General features: G+C 64.1%; 16 protein-coding genes and 2 pseudogenes. 9 read left to right on the top strand and 9 right to left on the bottom strand.

Annotated features, from left to right (window positions below):
* Positions 1-52 precede the first annotated feature (52 nt).
* Entirely contained in the window at positions 53-850 is a 798-nt protein-coding gene (locus tag QQK18_RS15740) for a phosphatase PAP2 family protein (protein WP_284341311.1), read from the bottom strand.
* 465 nt (positions 851-1,315) lie between these two features.
* Here QQK18_RS15740 and QQK18_RS15735 point away from each other — a divergent pair, with 465 nt between their 5' ends.
* Positions 1,316-3,112 (top strand): DEAD/DEAH box helicase, encoded by a 1,797-nt coding sequence (locus QQK18_RS15735; protein WP_284341310.1) that lies wholly within the window; start codon positions 1,316-1,318, stop codon positions 3,110-3,112.
* A gap of 55 nt (positions 3,113-3,167) precedes the next feature.
* Here the strand turns inward: QQK18_RS15735 and QQK18_RS15730 are convergent, their stop codons facing one another.
* From QQK18_RS15730 to QQK18_RS15725, 3 genes are all read right to left on the bottom strand, one after another.
* The gene (locus QQK18_RS15730; RefSeq protein ID WP_284341309.1) at positions 3,168-3,515 is read right to left on the bottom strand and encodes a DUF3088 domain-containing protein; all 348 of its coding nucleotides are present in this window, start codon (positions 3,513-3,515) and stop codon (positions 3,168-3,170) included.
* 140 nt (positions 3,516-3,655) lie between these two features.
* Positions 3,656-4,087, bottom strand: a complete 432-nt coding sequence (locus QQK18_RS27585; RefSeq protein ID WP_431307857.1) for an NUDIX domain-containing protein — start codon at positions 4,085-4,087, stop codon at positions 3,656-3,658.
* A 182-nt stretch (positions 4,088-4,269) separates the two neighbouring features.
* Positions 4,270-4,575 (bottom strand): hypothetical protein, encoded by a 306-nt coding sequence (locus tag QQK18_RS15725; protein WP_284341308.1) that lies wholly within the window; start codon positions 4,573-4,575, stop codon positions 4,270-4,272.
* Positions 4,576-4,972: 397 nt separating this feature from the next.
* On the opposite strand from QQK18_RS15725, the gene QQK18_RS15720 reads away from it, so the two are divergent.
* The 3 genes and pseudogenes from QQK18_RS15720 to QQK18_RS15710 all read left to right on the top strand — a co-directional run.
* The gene (locus QQK18_RS15720) at positions 4,973-5,530 is read left to right on the top strand and encodes a TetR/AcrR family transcriptional regulator (protein WP_284341307.1); all 558 of its coding nucleotides are present in this window, start codon (positions 4,973-4,975) and stop codon (positions 5,528-5,530) included.
* Positions 5,531-5,645: 115 nt separating this feature from the next.
* The gene (locus QQK18_RS15715; RefSeq protein WP_284341306.1) at positions 5,646-5,867 is read left to right on the top strand and encodes an alpha/beta fold hydrolase; all 222 of its coding nucleotides are present in this window, start codon (positions 5,646-5,648) and stop codon (positions 5,865-5,867) included.
* Positions 5,806-6,420 (top strand): annotated as a pseudogene (locus QQK18_RS15710) (alpha/beta fold hydrolase); the annotation flags it as partial. The gene QQK18_RS15715 and the pseudogene QQK18_RS15710, both read left to right, overlap by 62 nt.
* Here the strand turns inward: QQK18_RS15710 and QQK18_RS27580 are convergent.
* Positions 6,321-6,719 carry an alpha/beta-hydrolase family protein gene (locus QQK18_RS27580; protein ID WP_431307858.1) on the bottom strand — a complete coding sequence of 133 codons (399 nt, stop codon included), beginning with the start codon at positions 6,717-6,719 and terminating at the stop codon, positions 6,321-6,323. The pseudogene QQK18_RS15710 and the gene QQK18_RS27580 sit on opposite strands and share 100 nt — an antisense overlap.
* Positions 6,720-6,940: 221 nt before the next feature.
* Here QQK18_RS27580 and QQK18_RS15705 point away from each other — a divergent pair, with 221 nt between their 5' ends.
* The 5 genes and pseudogenes from QQK18_RS15705 (at position 6,941) to QQK18_RS15685 (ending at position 12,978) form a co-directional block, all read left to right on the top strand.
* Positions 6,941-8,053 (top strand): helix-turn-helix domain-containing protein, encoded by a 1,113-nt coding sequence (locus QQK18_RS15705; RefSeq protein WP_284341305.1) that lies wholly within the window; start codon positions 6,941-6,943, stop codon positions 8,051-8,053.
* A 179-nt stretch (positions 8,054-8,232) separates the two neighbouring features.
* Entirely contained in the window at positions 8,233-9,261 is a 1,029-nt protein-coding gene (glsA, locus tag QQK18_RS15700) for a glutaminase A (protein WP_284341304.1), read from the top strand.
* Positions 9,258-10,883 (top strand): MFS transporter, encoded by a 1,626-nt coding sequence (locus QQK18_RS15695; RefSeq protein WP_284341303.1) that lies wholly within the window; start codon positions 9,258-9,260, stop codon positions 10,881-10,883. Before glsA ends, QQK18_RS15695 begins: the two co-directional genes overlap by 4 nt.
* A gap of 37 nt (positions 10,884-10,920) precedes the next feature.
* Positions 10,921-11,634: pseudogene (locus QQK18_RS15690) on the top strand (META domain-containing protein); the annotation flags it as partial.
* Between the two features lie 84 nt (positions 11,635-11,718).
* On the top strand, positions 11,719-12,978 hold the full coding sequence (locus QQK18_RS15685) for a metal-dependent hydrolase family protein (RefSeq protein ID WP_284341327.1): 1,260 nt from the start codon (positions 11,719-11,721) through the stop codon (positions 12,976-12,978).
* A 150-nt stretch (positions 12,979-13,128) separates the two neighbouring features.
* On the opposite strand, the gene QQK18_RS15680 is transcribed toward QQK18_RS15685, so the two are convergent.
* Genes QQK18_RS15680 through QQK18_RS15665 form a run of 4 tightly spaced genes read right to left on the bottom strand, consistent with a single transcriptional unit; the run spans position 13,129 to position 18,019 of the window.
* Positions 13,129-14,187: an ABC transporter ATP-binding protein gene (locus QQK18_RS15680; RefSeq protein WP_284341302.1), complete on the bottom strand. Its 1,059-nt coding sequence runs from the start codon at positions 14,185-14,187 to the stop codon at positions 13,129-13,131.
* A 20-nt stretch (positions 14,188-14,207) separates the two neighbouring features.
* Complete coding sequence (locus tag QQK18_RS15675) at positions 14,208-16,316, bottom strand: ADP-ribosylglycohydrolase family protein (RefSeq protein WP_284341301.1); 2,109 nt, start codon at positions 16,314-16,316, stop codon at positions 14,208-14,210.
* A gap of 27 nt (positions 16,317-16,343) precedes the next feature.
* Complete coding sequence (locus tag QQK18_RS15670) at positions 16,344-17,177, bottom strand: carbohydrate ABC transporter permease (RefSeq protein ID WP_284341300.1); 834 nt, start codon at positions 17,175-17,177, stop codon at positions 16,344-16,346.
* Complete coding sequence (locus QQK18_RS15665; RefSeq protein WP_284341299.1) at positions 17,174-18,019, bottom strand: carbohydrate ABC transporter permease; 846 nt, start codon at positions 18,017-18,019, stop codon at positions 17,174-17,176. The genes QQK18_RS15670 and QQK18_RS15665 overlap by 4 nt, the downstream gene beginning before the upstream one ends.
* Positions 18,020-18,027: the final 8 nt, after the last annotated feature.

Raw genomic sequence — 18,027 nt, 5'->3', positions numbered from 1 at the left:
GCTCCGGGACGTTCCGCGAGCGCTGGCAACATCAAGGTGAAGGAGGCGCTTCCTAGTCTTCCCGGCTGACGCCTTCGCTGCTCTGGCCGGCGGGCTTGTCGACGGAGCCGCGCCGTTGCAGCACCAGGGCAACGATGCTGCAGAACAACGCCCATGCCGAGCCCAGGCACCATCCGGCGAGGATGTCGCTCGGGTAATGGACGCCCATGTAGAGCCGGCTCAACCCGACCAGGAGCGTCAGCAGCAACGCTGCGCAGATATAGAAGATCTGCAGGCGATGGGTTGGCGCGAAGCGGGCCAGAAGCGCCCCGAGGGTCAGGAAGGTCACCGCCGAAAGCATGGCGTGGCCGCTGGGAAAGCTGGCGGTGAACTGCTCCGACATGGTGGTGAGGTCCGGCCGCGGCCGGTTGTACCCCATTTTCAGCAAGGTGCTGATGAGGGTGCCTCCGATGACGGAAACCAGGACGAAGAGCGCAGCCGAGCGCATTCGGGCCAGGTACAAATAGCCGCAGACCAAGAGGACGATCAGCGCGAGCAGGGAGAAACTGCCCAGGGCCGTGATGTCGCGCACCATTTCATGGACCCAGGCCGGCCCGATCAGCCTCTCGGGATCCGCCGGGTCCCGGAACAGCATGAGAATTGTGCGGTCGAACGCCTCGATCTCCCCTTCGAGCACTTCGTCCGAGATCTGCAGGAAGGCGAGAACCAGTCCGCTTCCGACCGCGAGCATCACCAGGAGCGGTGCTTCGGAAAGGACCAGCGCACCGAGCTTGTGACGGCGCAATGTATCGACAAGGCGCGTAAACATGGCCCTCGCGCGATGAAGCGTGTTGCGATCCGACGTGTTCACATCATGCGCTCCAAGCATCTGGCATCACGCGATTTTCGCGACGCCCGGTTCCCACCTCTGCGCATCCCGTTCCGCCCGGTTTGCTGCAAGCACTGCTACGGCAACGCTCGTTACGTGGGCACGTTCCCGGCGGTTGTTCGACAACGCTCTCACCGGCTGCTGCTGGACCGCAGCGTCGACGCGCCAAGGACCGCGTTCTGCTGCCAGCGGAACGCCTCCAGCCCCAGGATAGCAACAGTTCGTTCGAACAATGACAGACGTCGCAGTTGCGCCACTGTGCAGTTGTTAGGTACTAGAGCCTTTCCCGTTTCGATTGAATCGGAACGGGAGCTCCAATTTCCCTTGAATTGTCGCGTTTTCGAACCGCAAAAGTGGTGTCCATCCCGGATCGGTCCGGGACGGGCTTTTGCTGAAAACGCTCCAGGCGGCGGCTGCGCGATGCGGCTTCGTCACAAAGGTCGCAAAATGACTGAAACCAACGACGCGCAATTTCCACCGGCTCCCATCCACCCCGCCCTTGCGACCGCGCTTGAAGCGAGGGGGTACAGCCAGCTGACGCCGGTCCAGATCGAGATGGCGAACAGAGGCCAGGCCGAGGCCGACCTTCTGGTTTCGGCGCAGACCGGCTCGGGCAAGACGGTGGCCTTCGGCATCGCCATCGCCTCGACGCTGCTCGGGAGCGCGCAACACTTCGAGGCGGCCGACCGGCCCCTCGGGCTGATCATCGCGCCAACGCGGGAACTGGCGATCCAGGTGCAGCGGGAACTCGACTGGCTCTACGGGGCAACGCAGATCCAGACTGCGACCTGCGTCGGGGGTATGGACATGCGCAAGGAGCGCCGCGCGCTCGAGCGCGGTGCGCATCTGGTGGTGGGGACCCCCGGGCGCCTGCGCGATCACATCACCAAAGGCGCGCTGGACCTTGGCGCGCTGCGCGCCGTGGTGCTCGACGAGGCCGATGAGATGCTCGACCTCGGTTTCCGCGAGGACCTCGAATTCATCCTCGGCGCGGCGCCGGCGGAACGCCGCACGCTGATGTTCTCGGCAACGGTGCCGCGCGGTATCGCGGAACTGGCAAAGACTTTCCAGAAAGATGCGCTGCGCGTGGCGGCGTCCGTGTCGAGTGACCAGCACGCCGATATCGAATACCAGATGATGCTGGTGCGGCGCGACGAGCGCGAACACGCCGTCATCAATACGCTGCTCAACTCCGACAGCACGAGCGCGCTGGTGTTCTGCCACACGCGCGAGGCGGTGCGCCACCTCACCGCGCGCCTTGCCAATCGCGGCTTCTCGGTGGTCTCGCTTTCGGGCGAGATGGCGCAGTCCGAGCGGTCGAACGCATTGCAGTCGATGCGCGACGGCAGGGCGCATGTGTGCGTAGCGACGGACGTTGCGGCTCGCGGCATCGACCTGCCCAACCTCGATCTCGTGATCCATGCGGACGTGCCGAGCAACCCGGCAACTCTCCTCCACCGGTCCGGGCGGACAGGGCGTGCAGGCCGAAAGGGCGTGTGCGTGCTGATCGTGCCCGAGCACAGGCGCAGCGCCGCGCAACGTGTGCTTTCGCTGGCCAATCTCACGGCGATCGTTCGTGCCGCGCCGGGCATTGCCGAGATCGAGGCGCGCTACCGCAGACAAATCCTCGACACGGCGCTCTCGGCCGACGAACCGGACGAAGCGGAAGCGGCGTTCGTTTCGGAGGTGCTCGAGAAGGTCGCCCCGGAGCGCATCGCGGCAGCGTTCCTACGCCAACAGCTCACGGCCCGCCCGGTGCCCGAAGACCTTGCCCCTCTGCCGGTCGCCGAGTTGCAGGCAAGAAAGACCAAGCGTGACAGTCAATTCGAGCACGAGGGCGGCCCGCGTGAGCCGCGCAAACCGGACATGGAGGGCGGCGTGTGGTTCACGCTGTCGGTCGGCCGCAAGCAGCGCGCCGACCCGAAATGGCTGCTGCCGATGATCTGCAAGGCCGGCGGTGTGACGAAGCGCGACGTCGGCTCAATCAAGATCGAAGACACGCAAACCCGTTTCGAGATCGCCGCCGACAAGGCGGCCGGCTTTACAAAGCAGATCAACCGGCCCGGCAGCACCGAAAAAGGTGTCGTCATCGCCCCGGCTGGCGAGGTGCCCGGGACAGCGCGGCAGGCAAAGCCCAAATTCGGCAAGGCCGGCAAGCCGGGCAAGAAGCCGGCGCACCGGGGCCAAGCCGCGCCTGCGGATGGCGACCATGCCCGCAAGCGCAAGGGCAAGCCGAAGCGTTGAGGGTGAGTGTGTCGACCGTTCAGCTGCGCCGGTCTGCCTCCCGTCGTCCGACGGCCTATGGATGGGGATCGGGGAACCCATGTCTTTCCGATAATGCTGCGAGTATCTTGTCCTTGTCCGCGATGAAGGCCCGTCCCTCATGTGTGCCGGTCTGGTGAGGTGAGGTTTCGCCATCCGCCAGCACGAGGAGGGGCAGCGACTGGTTTTCCTCTCCCAACAGTTCTACCACCGGGCGTCTGGGTCGGGGCCATGCGATCCTCTCGACCACAAGACGACTGGCAAGTTCGGGAAAGGAGGCCAGCACCCCCTCCATGAGCGCACAATGCCAGCAATAGAATGTCCGGCCGGGGTAGGCCGGATCTTCAAAACCGGGTCGCAGCAAATACAGTCTGTCACGTTGCATTCATACCCTGACTACCGCCTGAACCGGTAGGTTATCGCTCGCGGCGGCTGAGATTCGTTACGTTCACATTATGTGCAGTTCTGCGGGAGAACACACGACCGCATAGGCCGCAAAAGTAGCCCTCGGTGCGGTGTCGTGCGTTAACCAAGCTCCCTTGCCACCAACCGGATTTGGGCGGCTACCTCGTCGGGTGCGCAACGCGCGCATGCTTCTTGCGCGCTCAGCCATGCGTACCGATCATGCTCGGCATCGAGAGTGACGGCCGCCGCGAACGGCGCCTCGGCAATGTATATCAGCCAATTGGCCGTGGCTTGGCCGGCGCGCCGTAGCGGCAGGGTAAGCCCGGTTTCTTCCTCTAATTCGCGACGCGCGCCTTCATCTGGATGTTCACCCGGCCAACGGGCGCCCGCAGGCGGTGTCCATGCCCAATCGCCTGCGTAATCCGGACCCCGTTCCGCGCGATGCAGGAGCAGGAACTCTATCGCACCCCCGGCCCGGCGAAAGACAATGACGGAGGCGCCAAAAGGTGGATCAGAGGTTATCGCCAGTCCATCATATGTGGTATCCGGCATGGGCATTGTCGTCGTCGGTCGTCGCAGCTCTCATGAGAGCGATCTCAGACTAGCAGATACATGCCGAACCAAGCTTGCGCTGGCGCGGTATCTCAGGCCAGGTCCCGCCTCAGGGCCGGGATGACATCAGGCGTAGGGGAGCGCCGGTTGCCAAGGCCCGACATTGGCAGGGGCGTGCGCCCTTAATCCTTGCCGTCCAGAGGCATGGAGTTGAGGCCGCTCTCGTAGAGCTTGAGCGTTGCCTCGATGTCATCCAGATGAATGGCAAAGCCATGTTCGATGGCCTCTACCTGGCGGCGGACGAGATCGCGCCTGGACATGAGTTCGAAGCGCTCGCTCTCGAGTTCCTTGACGGCCAGGTCGATACGATCACGGTGCGTGGCCAGCCGCTGCACCATCGTGGTGGTCTGCTTCGCCGCCTCGGCGATAACAACCTCGGCGTTGGCGTGATCGTCGTCTACAACTTTCAGGGTGGTCTTGGCGCGCATGGTCGCTTTCCTTTCTTAGCAATCTTGCCAACTCGGCAAAATCTTCTTGTCGAGCGCTGCATTCTGAAAAGTACACGAGCGGAATTCGAGTTTTCAACGTTAACCCATTATTTAGCTTAACACAAAAGGTAAACGGCGCTGCCATGTCCACCTCTGAAACCAGTTCGAACAACTGGTCGAAAGGTCGGAGTCGGCCGGTGCTCCCGCGACCATTATGTGCAAAGACGCTGTCCAGCGCCTTCACCGGCACCGACCGTCATCCACCCCGTGCATATGGGCCTTGGGCGTGGATCTAGAGGCTGTCAGCACCTCCCCGCGCAGCTCTGCGCCCCTGCTGGCGACCGGCGCATAATCGTGCATAGTCGAGCTCATGCGCTGAGTGCTGTTCAGGAAGCTTATGCCCCGCCCCAAGACCCTATCGGACGAGGACGTCCTCGCTTCTGCCCTCGAAGTGCTCGCCAGCCGCGGCACGAGCTTTACGCTCTCGGAGGTTGCCGAGCATGTCGGTCTGTCGCGGGCGACCTTGATCCAGAGGTTCGGCGATCGGGACGCTATCCTTCTCAGGATGGCTCAGCATGAAGTTGCCCTGACCCGGACCTGGCTCGACAGCCTGCCGGTCGAGACGGGACCCGATGCACTCTGGCGCTTCCTCGAGACGATCGTTCTGAGTATGGGTGCGGGTGAGGGATTTTCAGTGCGGGTCGCCATCGCAGCGCTCGAGATTGAGAATTCGGCCCTGCGTGTCCTTGCCGGTCAGCGTTATGCACTGGTGCAGGAAGCAATCGCCGCCCGGCTCCCCGACACTCCGGAACGTGCAGAAACGGCCGCGCATCTCCACACGGTCATCGCTGGCGCCAGCATGCAATGGGTGGCGTCCGATGGGACGACGGGCCTGTCGGACTTCATCCTCAAGCGTCTCCGCTGGGCCATCGAGCATCTGGTCCACGCCCCTTGACATGGTCGCTTCCCATTTATAACTAACGTGTAGGTTATAAATGAAAGATGGATGCGGCACCGGGACATCCTCGCGGTGCCTCCAGCTGCATGCCATGGGCGCGGGAGACGATGAGATGTCGGATGGCAATCTGAGAATGGTGCACACGAACGGCGCGGAGCTCGCGACCGAAGCGCGGGGGGAGCCGAAACGCGGGACCATCCTGCTGGCGATGGGCGCAACGGCTTCGATGGTGTGGTGGCCGACATCGCTGGTCGACGCGCTGGTCGCCGGCGGCTACCAGATCATCCGCTTCGACCATCGCGACACCGGCCAATCGACGACCAACGCACTATGACGTCTTCGACCTTGCCGACGACCTCATCGCCGTTCTCGATGCCTATGGCGTGGTAGCGGCGCACCTGGTCGGCATGTCGCTTGGCGGGTACGTCGCGCAGATCGCGGCGCTCAAGTATCCCAACCGCGTACTGACGCTCACGCTCATCGCCAGTGAGCCACTGGGCATCGAATACCAGGGGGAGGGCATTGCGCCCGAGTTCATGGAGCACTTTGCCGGCATGGGAGACCTCGATTGGTCCGACCGTGAAGCGGTCACGCGCTTCCTGCTGCGGATCTCCGAACTCAGCGCCGGCTCGGTCGTACCGTTCGACCACCATGCACCAGTCGGCCGTATCGAGCGGGAACTGCGGCGGACCAGCAGCATGCAGAGCGCCTTCAATCATGCCATGGTCGGCGGCGAACTCGCGCCGGGGATGACCGCCGAAGCGCTCGACCTGCCCGTGCTGGTCGTTCACGGCAGCGAGGATCCGATCATCTCAGTCGCGGCTGCGCGCACCACGGCCGGGGCGGTCGCCGGATCGCAGTTGCTGATCCTCGAGGGCAGGGGACACGAACTGCTCGAACAGGATGTTGGGCAGATCGCAGCTGCCGTTCTTCGGCTTGCTGAGCGCCCGTCGTGATCGGGAAAGCGGAGCAGCTTTCGCAGCTGGAGAACGGCGTGCACTTTGCGATCCAGTAGTGGTGGAACGTCCAGGGGATGCCAGGATACGGCGGGCGAAACGCCCGCGCCTCTGGGCTCGGCGAGCCAATCGGACGCCTGGTAGAGGATCGACCAGCCAAAGAATACGATCGGATCGCTGGGATATTGCAGGAACGCGAGCCGGATCGGGCCCCGTGTTCTATTCGGGATACTCGGCTCCCCGTCGCTTGAAACAGGTGCGGCGTACCTGGCTCCGCCGTTGCGCCGGCCCGACGCACTGCTGTCTCTGCGCTGCTGTGGCAGGGCAGGTCGATATTGTCTCCAATTGATGAGAATTATTGGTTCGGTGCGGATATGGTTCGGTCACATAATTGACCTAATACAAGCAAACGCATATTTACAGTATTCAGCTGGCTTGTTCGTGAGGGAACATGTCGTCAGCAGTTGCGGCCCGCCACGACATTCCGCCGACATTTGACCGGCGGCTGCCAATGCCTGCGACCACGCCAGGCGCGTCGGTGCAGAGCTTTGCGTTCTCCACGCGCGAGGTGCCGCGCGAGGAGCAGTTCGAAGCGTGGCGCCGCAGCTATGCGGAGATGCTCGACCTAACGGCCGACGATGTTGCGGGAGGGTTCCGCGCGGACCATCAGGTCTGGGATCTCGGGACCTTTGCATTTTCACGCATCCACACACAGGGGCTGGGATATTCCAGCCTTCCCAAGCGTGGCCGGCGCGACCCGCTCGATCACTGGCTGCTGACGCTCTTCCTCGATGGCCGCTCGACGACCCTTACCGACAGCAACAGGCTCGACGGCAATACGGGCATGGTGCAGGTGCATCCACTCGGGCGCGCCTTCGAGGGCACGGTCAGCCGGAAAAACGATCTGCTGATGTTGTTCGTGCCGCGCGATTTCTGCCGCGACATGGCTCATATCCTCGATGCTGCTGCGTTTTCCCGGCTCGAGGGCGGCATGGGGCGGATTTTTGCCGACTACATGATCAGCCTCGCCCGCCAGCTCCCCAAACTGGATATCGCGGATCTGCCGGAGCTGGCCGCGACGACGCGCGCCATGCTTCTCGCCTGTGTCTCGCCCTCGCCGGAACGGCTGGAAGAGGCTGAGGACGCGATATCGAGCGTGCTGCTGGAGCGCGCCCGCCACTACATTCAGACGCACCTCGGCGACGCCGGGCTCGGGGCTGTCGGGCTCCCGCGGGAGCTCGGAATTTCGCGGTCGCGGCTCTATCGCCTCTTCGAGCCCGCCGGCGGCGTCATGCACTACATCCAGCGGCGGCGCCTGGCCGCCGCTCACGCGGCTCTGGCTGATGCCAATGACCGCCGGCGCATCCTGGAGATTGCCGAGTGCTGGTGCTTCAACGACGGCGCCGAGTTCAGCCGGGCGTTCCGGCGCGAGTTCGGCTACAGTCCGTCGGAGGTACGCGCCGGCGCCCGGCGCGGATCGCTCTCGCCTCTCGCAACCCGGCCGGACGAGGAGGCATTGCCGGTGCAGCGCCTCAATTTCCTGCTCCGTCGCCTTCAGGCTTGATATTCAGGTGATGCCGGTCTGCGCGTCCCGCGAGGGAACTTCTGCCCGTTCCCGGTGGACATTATCTATTAACGCCAGATCGTTTTGAGACGCCGTGACAACGTTTGGGACTCCGGGCGATGTGTTCCCGACCGAGAGGGATGTAGCATTCCAGTGTTTCCCGACGATCGAGGGCGACTATGTTCCAAGCCGATGAGCGGACATACGTCTCCACTGGACATCTTCCGCCGGCGGCCGACGTCTCAAGACTGATCGAGCGGGTCTATTCCCGCTACGCCGCCAATTCCGACGGCGAATGCTCGCAGGTCTATCCGGCCCTGGCGCGGGTTCCGCGCGATCTCTTCGGTCTTTGCATGGCAGGCACGGACGGCCAGATGCATGCGGCGGGGGCGGTCGATCACCTGTTCACCATCATGAGCGTGTCGAAGCCGTTCGTCTTTGCCCTGGTCTGTCAGCAGATCGGTCCGGACGAAGCGCGACTGAGGCTGGGGGTGAATGCGACGGGCTTCGCGTTCAACTCGGTGGTCCCGCTCGAGATCAGCCCGGACGGACGCACGAACCCGATGGTCAACCCGGGGGCGATCGCCGCGACGAGCCTTATTTCCGGCGATACCTATGATGCCAAATGGCAGACTATTGTCTCCGGACTCTCGGCGTTCGCCGGCCGGGACTTGTCGATCAACGAAGAGGTCCTGGCATCGGCGCGGGCAACGAACCTGCGCAATCGCGGGCTTGCCCATCTGCTGCACAGCGCCGGCCGGATCTACTGCGACCCCATAGACGCGCTCGATCTCTATACGCGCCAGTGCTCTCTCGACGTCACCGCCAGGGACCTGGCGGTGATGGGCGCGACGCTGGCGGACGGGGGCGTAAACCCCATCACCGGCCAGCGCGTCGTCGATCCGATGACCTGCCACTATACGCTGGCGGTCATGGCGACGGCCGGTCTCTACGAGACGTCGGGCGATTGGCTCTACGAAATCGGATTGCCCGGCAAAAGCGGCATTGGTGGCGGCATCGTGACGGTGTCTCCCGGAAAGGGAGGGCTGGGAACCTTTGCACCTCTGCTCGACGGAGCGGGCAACAGCATAAAAGGACAATTGGCGGCGAGGGACCTGTCGCAGGAGCTAGGGATCGACCTCTTCCTCTCCAAGCCGCAAGCCGATGCAGAGGACGCGAGCCAGCCAGTGAGGGAGGCCTCCAGATGACAGCCGCAACGATGTCCCGGGACGTATCCGACAGAGTATCGTGGATCCCGATGATCGCCATAGCCCTGGCGCAGGTGATGATGTCGTACAACGTCGCCTCGTTGCCGGTGGCCATGGGAGGAATGGTGGAATCCTTCGGCGTTCCGCCAACGACAGTGGCGACCGGCATCGTCACCTATTCGATGATCGTTGCCGGCTTCGTGATGCTGGGCGCCAAGCTCAACCAGCGCTTCGGTGCGCTGCAGGTTTTCCGCGTCTGCGTGGTGCTGTTCGGACTTGCGCAGGTGACGATGACGTTGAGCCCGACGGCCCTGGTCATGATTACGGCCCAGGGGCTTTCGGGTGCGGCTGCGGCCGCCCTCGTCCCGGCGCTGGTGGCGCTCATTGCCGAGAATTACAAGGGCGACCAGCAGGCGACGGCGCTCGGTACGCTCGGATCGGCGCGTGCCGCAGCGGGCGTTTCCGCGTTCCTGATCGGGGGCATCCTCGGGACCAATTTCGGCTGGCGGCCGGCGTTCGCGCTGATGGTTGTCCTGGCCGCCTTGATTTTCCTCATGAGCTTCCGGCTGAAAAGGGACCAGGGGGCGCCCGAAATCAGGATCGACTTCGTCGGTGTGATCCTGGCTGCCGCGTCCATCGTGACGCTCAGTTTCGGCTTCAACAATCTCAATGGCTGGGGCCTCCTGCTCGCGACGCCCAATGCGCCGTTGTCCCTTCTCGGGATATCGCCCGCACCCATCCTGATCGTCATCGGCATCGTGCTCGGCCAGGCGTTTTTCATGTGGACCCATCGGCGCGAGAGCCAGAACCAGACCCCGTTGCTGGCGCTGGCGGTAATCGACTCTCCCGTCGAGCGGGCGGCAATCTACGCCATGTTCGCGGTCGTTGCGCTCGAAGCGATGCTGAACTTCTCGGTGCCCCTCTACATCCAGATCGTCCAGGGGCGCACCCCCTGGGACACGGCGGTCGCCATGCTGCCGTTCAACCTGACGGTGTTCTTTGCCGCAATTCTCGTCGTCCGTTTCTACAGAACCCTGACACCGCGCCAGATCGGGCGCATCGGCTTCGTCCTCTGCACCCTGGCGCTGTTATGGCTGGCGTTCGTGGTTAGCAACGACTGGAGCTCGCTGCCGGTCCTGGTCGGCCTCGTCGTCTTCGGCATCGGGCAAGGCGCGCTGGTGACGCTGGTGTTCAATGTCCTGGTGACGGCTTCGCCGAAAGAGCTGGCGGGGGACGTCGGGTCGCTGCGAGGAACCGCGAACAATCTCGCCAATGCCGTCGGCACCGCAGTAGCGGGTGCCTTGATGGTGGGTCTCCTCAGCGCAGCCGTGCTCTCGGGTATTGCGGGCAGTGCCATCCTGACCCCAGAGCTGCTGTCGCAAGTCGATCTCGGCAGCATCAATTTCGTCAGCAACGATCAATTGCAGGAGCTGCTCGCCGGCACCGCGGCAACGCCCGAAGAGGCGGAGGAGGCTATCCGCCTCAACACCGAAGCCCGCTTGTGGGCTCTCAAGATTGGCCTGCTCATCATGGCCGGCGTGTCGCTGCTGGCGATCGTGCCTGCCGGAGGCCTGCCCAACTACGTCCCCGGGGAGATACCAGACCCGTCGGCCAACAAGTGAGAAGTTCAGAACGCTCGACACAGTTCGGAGAACGGCCATGAAGGTTCATACGCTCGTGCGCGCGGCATATGTGTGCGCAGGACTCCTTGTTATCGCGGCAGTCCCCTTGGTTGGAGCAGCGACAACGGCGCAGGAGCAGGGCACGACCTACTTGTGCGACAGCGGCAACAGCATTGTGGTGCGACAAGCCGATGGCGGAACCGCCGTGCAGCTCGACTATGACGGCCGCACGTTCGAGCTAAACCAGGTCGCAGCCTCGCCGGAACGGTTCACGACCGAGATGGGCCTGCGACCGGACCACGGCCTCGACTGGTCGAGCGATGGCAGTCGGGCGCGCCTCAGCGAAATGATCATGGACCATACGGTGCCCGAGCCCACGGTGATCGAGACGTGCAGCCTCGATGCCGCACCCGCCAGCGCCGCGTCCGTCACAGCGGACACCACGTTGCCGCTGGGCACCTGGCGGCTGGCAACGCTCGAAGGGGCGGAGGTCGACGCGGATGCCGGGGCAGTCATGACCTTCCATGCCGACGGCAGCGTCAGCGGCAATGGCGGCTGCAACACTTTCGGCGGCCATGCAATGCACACCCCCACGGGCGTGTCGATCTCCGACGTGTTCTCGACGCGGATGGCCTGCGAGCCCGAGAGGAACGCTGTGGAGGTTGCATTCCTGAGCGTTCTCGAGCGCGTTACTGCGCAGCGAGTGGAAGACGGCATGCTGGTGCTTTACGGCCCGGACGGCGAGAACCTGGCAAGATTTGAACTCACCTCGACCGACCTCGGCGCCGGTGCATCGCCACCCGATCCCGCGCCTGCGGTCAACGACGGTGCGACGTTGTTTCGAGACGTGCGCATCTTCGACGGCAAGAGCGAGGAGCTTTCCGGCCCATCGAACGTGCTCGTCGAGGGCAATCTCATCGCTGCAATCTCAGAGGACGCGATCGAGACCGGGGACGCCGAGGTCACCATCATCGAGGGCGATGGCCTGGTGCTGATGCCCGGGCTGATCGATAACCACTGGCATGCGATGTTGATCCGCAACACCCCGGCACAGACGATCCATGGCGATGTCGGCTACAACAACATTGTGGCTGCCGATGAGGCAAGCGACACGCTGATGCGGGGTTTTACGACGGTTCGCGACGTCGGGGGACCATCCTTTGGGCTGAAGCAGGCCATTGACGAAGGCCTTGTCGAGGGACCACGTATCTATCCCTCGGGCGCAATGATCACCGTAACCAGCGGTCATGGCGATTTCAGGCAGTTGTCTGAGCTTCCCCGGACGATCGGTGGCCACATGGCTCGCATGGAACAGGTCGGTGGCAGCATGGTGGCCGACAGCCCGGACGAGGTCCGGCTTCGGGTCCGCGAGCAGCTCATGCAGGGCGCTTCACAGATCAAGCTGACAGCCGGCGGCGGGGTCTCCTCCCCGTTCAGTCCGATCGATGCGTCGACCTTCACGCTGGAGGAGCTACGCGCCGCTGTGGAAGCGGCGGAGAACTGGGGCACTTACGTTACCGCCCATGCCTTTACTCCGCAGGCGATCAGACGGTCGATCGACGCCGGCGTCAAGGTAATCGAGCACGGGTTCCTCATGGATGAGGCCACGGCACAATACATCGCCGAGCGAGACGTCTGGTTGAGCTTGCAACCCCTGCCGGACGCGATGCGCACCGGCTTTCCCGAGGGATCGGTGCAACGCGCGAACGCCGAGAAGGTCTTTCCCGGGATCGACGGGACCTACGAGTTGGCCAAGAGATACAACATCAAGACGGCATGGGGGACGGACGTCTTGTTCTCCCAGGCGCTCGCAACGCAACAGGGCGCGATACTCGCATCGCTCGAACGCTGGTACACACCCGCCGAAGCACTCGTCATGGCGACCGGAACCAACGCCGAGCTGCTGGCGCTGTCTGGCGAACGCAATCCCTATCCCGGTAGGCTCGGGGTCGTCGAAGAAGGCGCGCTTGCCGACCTCCTGCTCGTCAATGGCAACCCGCTGGAGAACCTTAATCTCGTCGCAGACCCCGACGCCAACTTCCTCGTCATCATGAAGGATGGGATGATCTACAAGGATCTGGTGTCGGGCGAATAGGCTCGTCACACGGCTGCTGCGCCTGCCGGTCCTGCCGGCAGGCCGCTCAATTCCTGTCTTCGATCTCGTCCTCGATCGCCTCGTCCAGATGGGTCCCACCTTCGCGCCTAATGGGATCAAGTCCGGGACAGGCTTTTTGCTGAAAACGCTCTAAGCCAGCCGAAGTCCGGACAGGGGATCGAAGAAATGCGTCACGCCTTGTGACAGCGACAGGTGGACGACCGCGCCGTCGGCCAGCGGGATCCGTTCCCGGAAGAGGCAGACGAGCTCTTCGTCGTCGACCCGCATCACGGCATAGGTCTCAGAGCCGGTCGGCTCGACGACGCCGATCGTGGCCGGCAGGCCACTCTCGCCGGTGAGGGCGATGTGCTCCGGGCGCTTGCCGACGAGCACCTCCTGGCCTTCATCGACGGCTGCCGGCGGGCGCAGGTCCGTTGCCTGGCCTGAGGAGAGCACGAGCTCGTCGCCCCGCCGTACCGTCCGAAGCAGGTTCATCGACGGAGAGCCGATGAACTGGGCGACAAAGCTGTTGGCCGGGCTGTCGTAGAGCTCGAGGGGCGTGCCGATCTGCTCGACGCGTCCGGCCTGCATGACCACGATCCTGTCGGCCATGGTCATGGCTTCCACCTGGTCGTGGGTGACATAGACGATGGTGGTGCCCAGCCGCTTGTGCAGGCTCTTGATCTCGGCACGCATGGCCACGCGCAGCTTGGCGTCGAGATTGGACAGCGGCTCGTCGAAGAGGAAGACCTGCGGGTTGCGCACGATCGAGCGGCCCATGGCCACCCGCTGCCTCTGGCCGCCCGAGAGCTGGCGCGGATAGCGGCCGAGCAGGTCGCCGAGCCCGAGGATCTCGGCGGCCTCGGCAACGCGCCGCCGCTTTTCTTCCGCCGGTGCCTTGGCCAGCGTCAGCGAGAAGGCCATGTTCTCGGCCACGGTCATGTGGGGGTAGAGCGCGTAGTTCTGGAACACCATGGAGATGTCGCGCGCCTTGGGGGGCAGGTCGTTGACCACCCGCCCGCCGATGCTGATCGTGCCGCTGGTGATGTCCTCCAACCCGGCGATCATACGCAAGAGCGTGGACTTGCCGCAGCCGGACGGACCGACGAGGACGACGAACTCGCCATCGTCGATGTCGACGCTGACGCCATGCATGATCGCCACATTGCCGTAGCTCTTCCTGACATTGCCGATGCTGACCGGTGCCATGGCGGTTTCCTTTCGTTTCCTCAGGCGGCCGACACGCGGACGGCGTCTGTCGAGAGAGCGCCCTCGTGGATGACAAGGCCGATGCCGCCGTCGCGGAGCGCCAGCTCGCTGTCGTCGCTGGCCGAGAGCGAGCGTCCGCCGACGGTCGCGGTGATGGTGTTGCCTTCGACCTTCGCCTCGAAGGGGATGGTGGTTTCGAGGGCGAAGTCGAAGTCGCTCGACGCGAGCACCGTGACCTCCTCGTCGCGGGTCCGCACGATCTCGAGCCGGTTGCCGCGGGTCACGCGCACGCCGTAGTAGCGGCGCAGGCCCTGGACCCGCAGGGCGAGGCCTCCGTAGTCGCCCAGATGCACCATGACGTCGGCCTTGACCGCATAGTCGGTCCATTGGCGCGTGCCGTGGCTGACCATGCCTTCGCCGCGTGAATGGGAGATGCGAAAGCTCGGCGGGAAGCGCTTGGAGAAGAAGTCGACGCCGTTGACCCAGGCCATGCGCCAGAAATCCCCATCCCCCTTGGGGCGATGGAGCGTCAGCTCGGGAGCGCCGTCCCAGCGCATATGGTCGAGCAGGATGCGACCGGACGCGCGCCGGCCCTCGGGCGAAACGGCAAGGCCGATCTCGGCGATGGGCCGGCCGTCGAGGTCGGGCAGGCGCCAGCTCAGCACCGCGTCTTCTCCCGGCTGCACGGTCCGCGCTTCACCATCGATGTCGCGCATCTCATCGGCTTCATCATAGATGCGGATGCGCAGGCGAACCGTGACGGCGCCCTGATTGTCCCGCGGAGCGACCACGCGGGCCGACAGCGTCTGGCCCGGGTAGACGAGCGGCGAGGCCATCAGGTCGTAGGTGCGCATGTTGAGCATTTCGGGCGGCGAGAAGGTCGGGGTGGTTACGACCGCGACCTGGGTGGGGCCGAGGGCCTCGTAGGTAATGGCCAGAGCCCGACCACCCTCGAATTCGACATTTCCGACGCTCGGGGTGTGGTCGGTACCCGGCACGCCAAGCGCGCGGAACCCCTGCCGGCTTCCGGGGAGGGAGAAGTGGAACTGCGCACCGTTCTTGGGCGGGTCGAGCGGCGCTTCGCCCGCAAGGCGCCGGCCGATGTTGGTCAGATAGTAAGCGGTGCGCACCGCGTCGTTGATCGAGTTGCCGCCGTCGGCCGAGGAGATGAGCAGCCGGTCGGCGACCGGACCGCGCCAGTCGGGGCCGGCTTCCAGCCCCTCGAGACCCAGCATGATGCCCTGCAGGCATCCGACATTGCCGGCATTGCAGTCGGTGTCCCAGCCCGAGGTGTTGACGATCATCTGGGCCTTCTGGAAGTCGTCGGGCGCATAGAGCACCGCCATGATCATCAGGGCATGGTTGGGCACGACATGGCAGTTGCCCGGATATTTGTCGTAGCCGTAATGGTCTTCTATGAGCTGCCGGCAGGTGCGCCAGTCGGCGTTCTCCTTATGCCAGCGGCGGATGTCGCCGATCAGCCGGGCGATGAGGCTGTCGGCAGGGATGACCGAAAGGCCCGTATCGATGAGGGTGTCGATGTCGCTGGTGCGGAAGGCCTCGGCCTCCATGGCCGCCCACAGCATGGCGGCATGGACGGATTCGCCGTCATGGCTGACCTTGCCGGCCTGCTCGGCGAGCCGCGCGGCGAGTTTAGGCTGGCCCGGCGCTACCAGCGCCCATCCGTCGATGAAGATCTGCGCGCCGATCTGTTCGGCGACGGTCTGGCCATTGGTCTCGATCGCGCCGGAGGCCGGGGCGGGGATGCCCTTCTTGAGGTTGAGCCAGGCGGTGTGCTCGGTGGAGTTGCCGTTGCCGCCCCACCAGAGGATTGAGCGCTCCTCGCAGATATAGTTAAGCCAGGCCTTGCCGATATCCTCAGCCTTCAGATCGGGAGAAATGCCGTAGTCCTCGAGCGCGCGCACGAAGGTGAAGGTACCGGCGACGTCGTCGTCGGTGACGACGAGCGGCTGGTTGAGGCGCTCGTGGACGTAATACTCGATGGGCCCGAGCTCGGCCATGATGCGCTGATACGTCCAGCCCTCGAACGGGCGGCCGAGATAGACGCCGACCAGCTTGCCCAGCACGCCGGCATAGACGCGTTCGAGATAGTCGTTGGGAACGGGCATGAAGGTTTTCTCCGATTCTTGAAAAGGTCAGCCCTTCACCGAGCCGCCGGCCATGCCTTCGATGAAGCGCCGCTGCAAGAGGATGAAGAGGATGATGACGGGCAGGACGACGATGAGCGCCGCAGCCATGATCTCACCCCAGTCGCTGCTGTACTGGCCCGACAGCAGGAAGAAGGAGACGATCGCCGTGGTGGTGTCGGCGCGCTGCAGGAAGGTCGTGGCGATGAGGAACTCGTTCCACGAATAAAGGCCGATGATCAGCGCCACGGTCAGGATGCCGGGCGAGACGATCGGCAGCATGACCTTGGTGAAGACCTGCCAATGGCTGGCGCCGTCGATCAGGGCCGCTTCCTCGAGTTCCTTGGGCACGGCGAGGAAATAGGTGCGCAGCAGCATGACGGCAAAGGGCGACCACACGGCCGTATAGACCACCGATACGGCTACTGCGTTGTTGATGAGCCCGAGCTTGGCGAAGCCGAAATAGAGCGGGAAGAGGAACAGCTGGATGGGCGCCGTGGTGGTGGCGAGGAGATAGAAGGTGATGATCTTCCAGGACTTGATCTTGCGACGGGCCAGCACATAGGCGGTCAGCGAGCCGGTGGTGCAGACGAGCACGATGGTCAATCCGGAGAGGACCGCGGAATTCAGCATGGTCTGGCCAAAGCGGGCATCGGTCCAGGCGCGGGTGAAGTTGTCCCAGCGGAAGGCTTCGGGCCAGGCCAGGGGGTTCTGCACGATCTGCGCGGCGGGCTTGACCGAATTGATCACCAGCAGGGCGATCGGGAAGAGGGTGACCACCAGCAGCAGGGCGAGCAGCGCGTAGGTGAGGACGAGCGTCGCCCGGCTTTCAATCAGTCTCATCGGTCGAACTCCCGGGCCTGCTCGCGGATATAGAAGGCGGTGGCAATGAGCCCGAAGATGGAGATGACCACGGCGACGGCCGCAGCCTTGCCGACCGCCAGGTCATAGAAGGCGCTGCGGTAGGCGAGGGTGGAGAGCACTTCGCTCGAGAAGGCGGGCCCACCCTGGGTGAGGATGTAGACGAAGTCGAACACCAGGAACGACCAGATCACCGTCATGATCATCATCAGGGTGATGGTGGGGCGGATGCCGGGCAGCAACACGTAGCGCATCATCTGCCAGAAGCTGGCGCCCTCGATGCGGGCCGCCTCGATCTGCTCCTGCGGCACCTGCCGGAGCGCGGCAAAGAAGATAACGCAGAGAAAACCCCACCAGTGCCAGAGATCGACCGTCGCGATGCCGAGCAACGCCGTCGAGGGCTGCGTCAGCGGATCGAGGGTGGGGAACCCCATGCGCTGCAGCATGCCGTTCACGCCCGACACGGGGCTGTAGATCATGCCCTGCCAGATGCGCGCCAGGATTGCCGTTGCGATGATCATGGGCAGGAAATAGATGACCTGGAAGAACATGCTGCCGCGCCTTGCGACCAGCAGGAGCGTTGCCGCGAGCAGGCCGATGCCGATGGGAACGGTGAGGAACAGCAGGGTCCAGATGATGTTGTTGGTCAGCGCCGTCCAGAAGACGCGATCGGCCCACAGGGCCTGGAAATTCCCCATGCCGATGAAGACCGGCATGTTGATGCCGTCCCAGCGGAAGAAGGCCAGCGCCACGGTCAGCAGGGCCGGCACCAGGATGATGGCGACGTTGATGACCAGCGTCGGAACGACATAGAAGCGATGCATGGGAGAAC

The organism is Devosia nitrariae, assembly GCF_030160115.1.
Lineage (GTDB): Bacteria > Pseudomonadota > Alphaproteobacteria > Rhizobiales > Devosiaceae > Devosia > Devosia nitrariae.
Note: the sequence above shows the minus strand (reverse complement) of the source record. Positions and strands in the feature narration are given on the sequence as shown.

Bases quoted from the DNA above. Each gene is read 5' to 3' on its own strand.
- QQK18_RS15725 (WP_284341308.1), bottom strand. From the start codon at position 4,575: ATGCGCGCCAAGACCACCCTGAAAGTTGTAGACGACGATCACGCCAAC.
- QQK18_RS15715 (WP_284341306.1), top strand. From the start codon at position 5,646: ATGTCGGATGGCAATCTGAGAATGGTGCACACGAACGGCGCGGAGCTC.
- QQK18_RS27585 (WP_431307857.1), bottom strand. From the start codon at position 4,087: ATGCCGGATACCACATATGATGGACTGGCGATAACCTCTGATCCACCT.
- QQK18_RS15670 (WP_284341300.1), bottom strand. From the start codon at position 17,177: ATGAGACTGATTGAAAGCCGGGCGACGCTCGTCCTCACCTACGCGCTG.
- QQK18_RS15680 (WP_284341302.1), bottom strand. From the start codon at position 14,187: ATGGCACCGGTCAGCATCGGCAATGTCAGGAAGAGCTACGGCAATGTG.
- QQK18_RS15720 (WP_284341307.1), top strand. From the start codon at position 4,973: ATGCCCCGCCCCAAGACCCTATCGGACGAGGACGTCCTCGCTTCTGCC.
- glsA (WP_284341304.1), top strand. From the start codon at position 8,233: ATGTTCCAAGCCGATGAGCGGACATACGTCTCCACTGGACATCTTCCG.
- QQK18_RS15695 (WP_284341303.1), top strand. From the start codon at position 9,258: ATGACAGCCGCAACGATGTCCCGGGACGTATCCGACAGAGTATCGTGG.
- QQK18_RS15665 (WP_284341299.1), bottom strand. From the start codon at position 18,019: ATGCATCGCTTCTATGTCGTTCCGACGCTGGTCATCAACGTCGCCATC.
- QQK18_RS15735 (WP_284341310.1), top strand. From the start codon at position 1,316: ATGACTGAAACCAACGACGCGCAATTTCCACCGGCTCCCATCCACCCC.
- QQK18_RS15730 (WP_284341309.1), bottom strand. From the start codon at position 3,515: ATGCAACGTGACAGACTGTATTTGCTGCGACCCGGTTTTGAAGATCCG.
- QQK18_RS15705 (WP_284341305.1), top strand. From the start codon at position 6,941: ATGTCGTCAGCAGTTGCGGCCCGCCACGACATTCCGCCGACATTTGAC.
- QQK18_RS15675 (WP_284341301.1), bottom strand. From the start codon at position 16,316: ATGCCCGTTCCCAACGACTATCTCGAACGCGTCTATGCCGGCGTGCTG.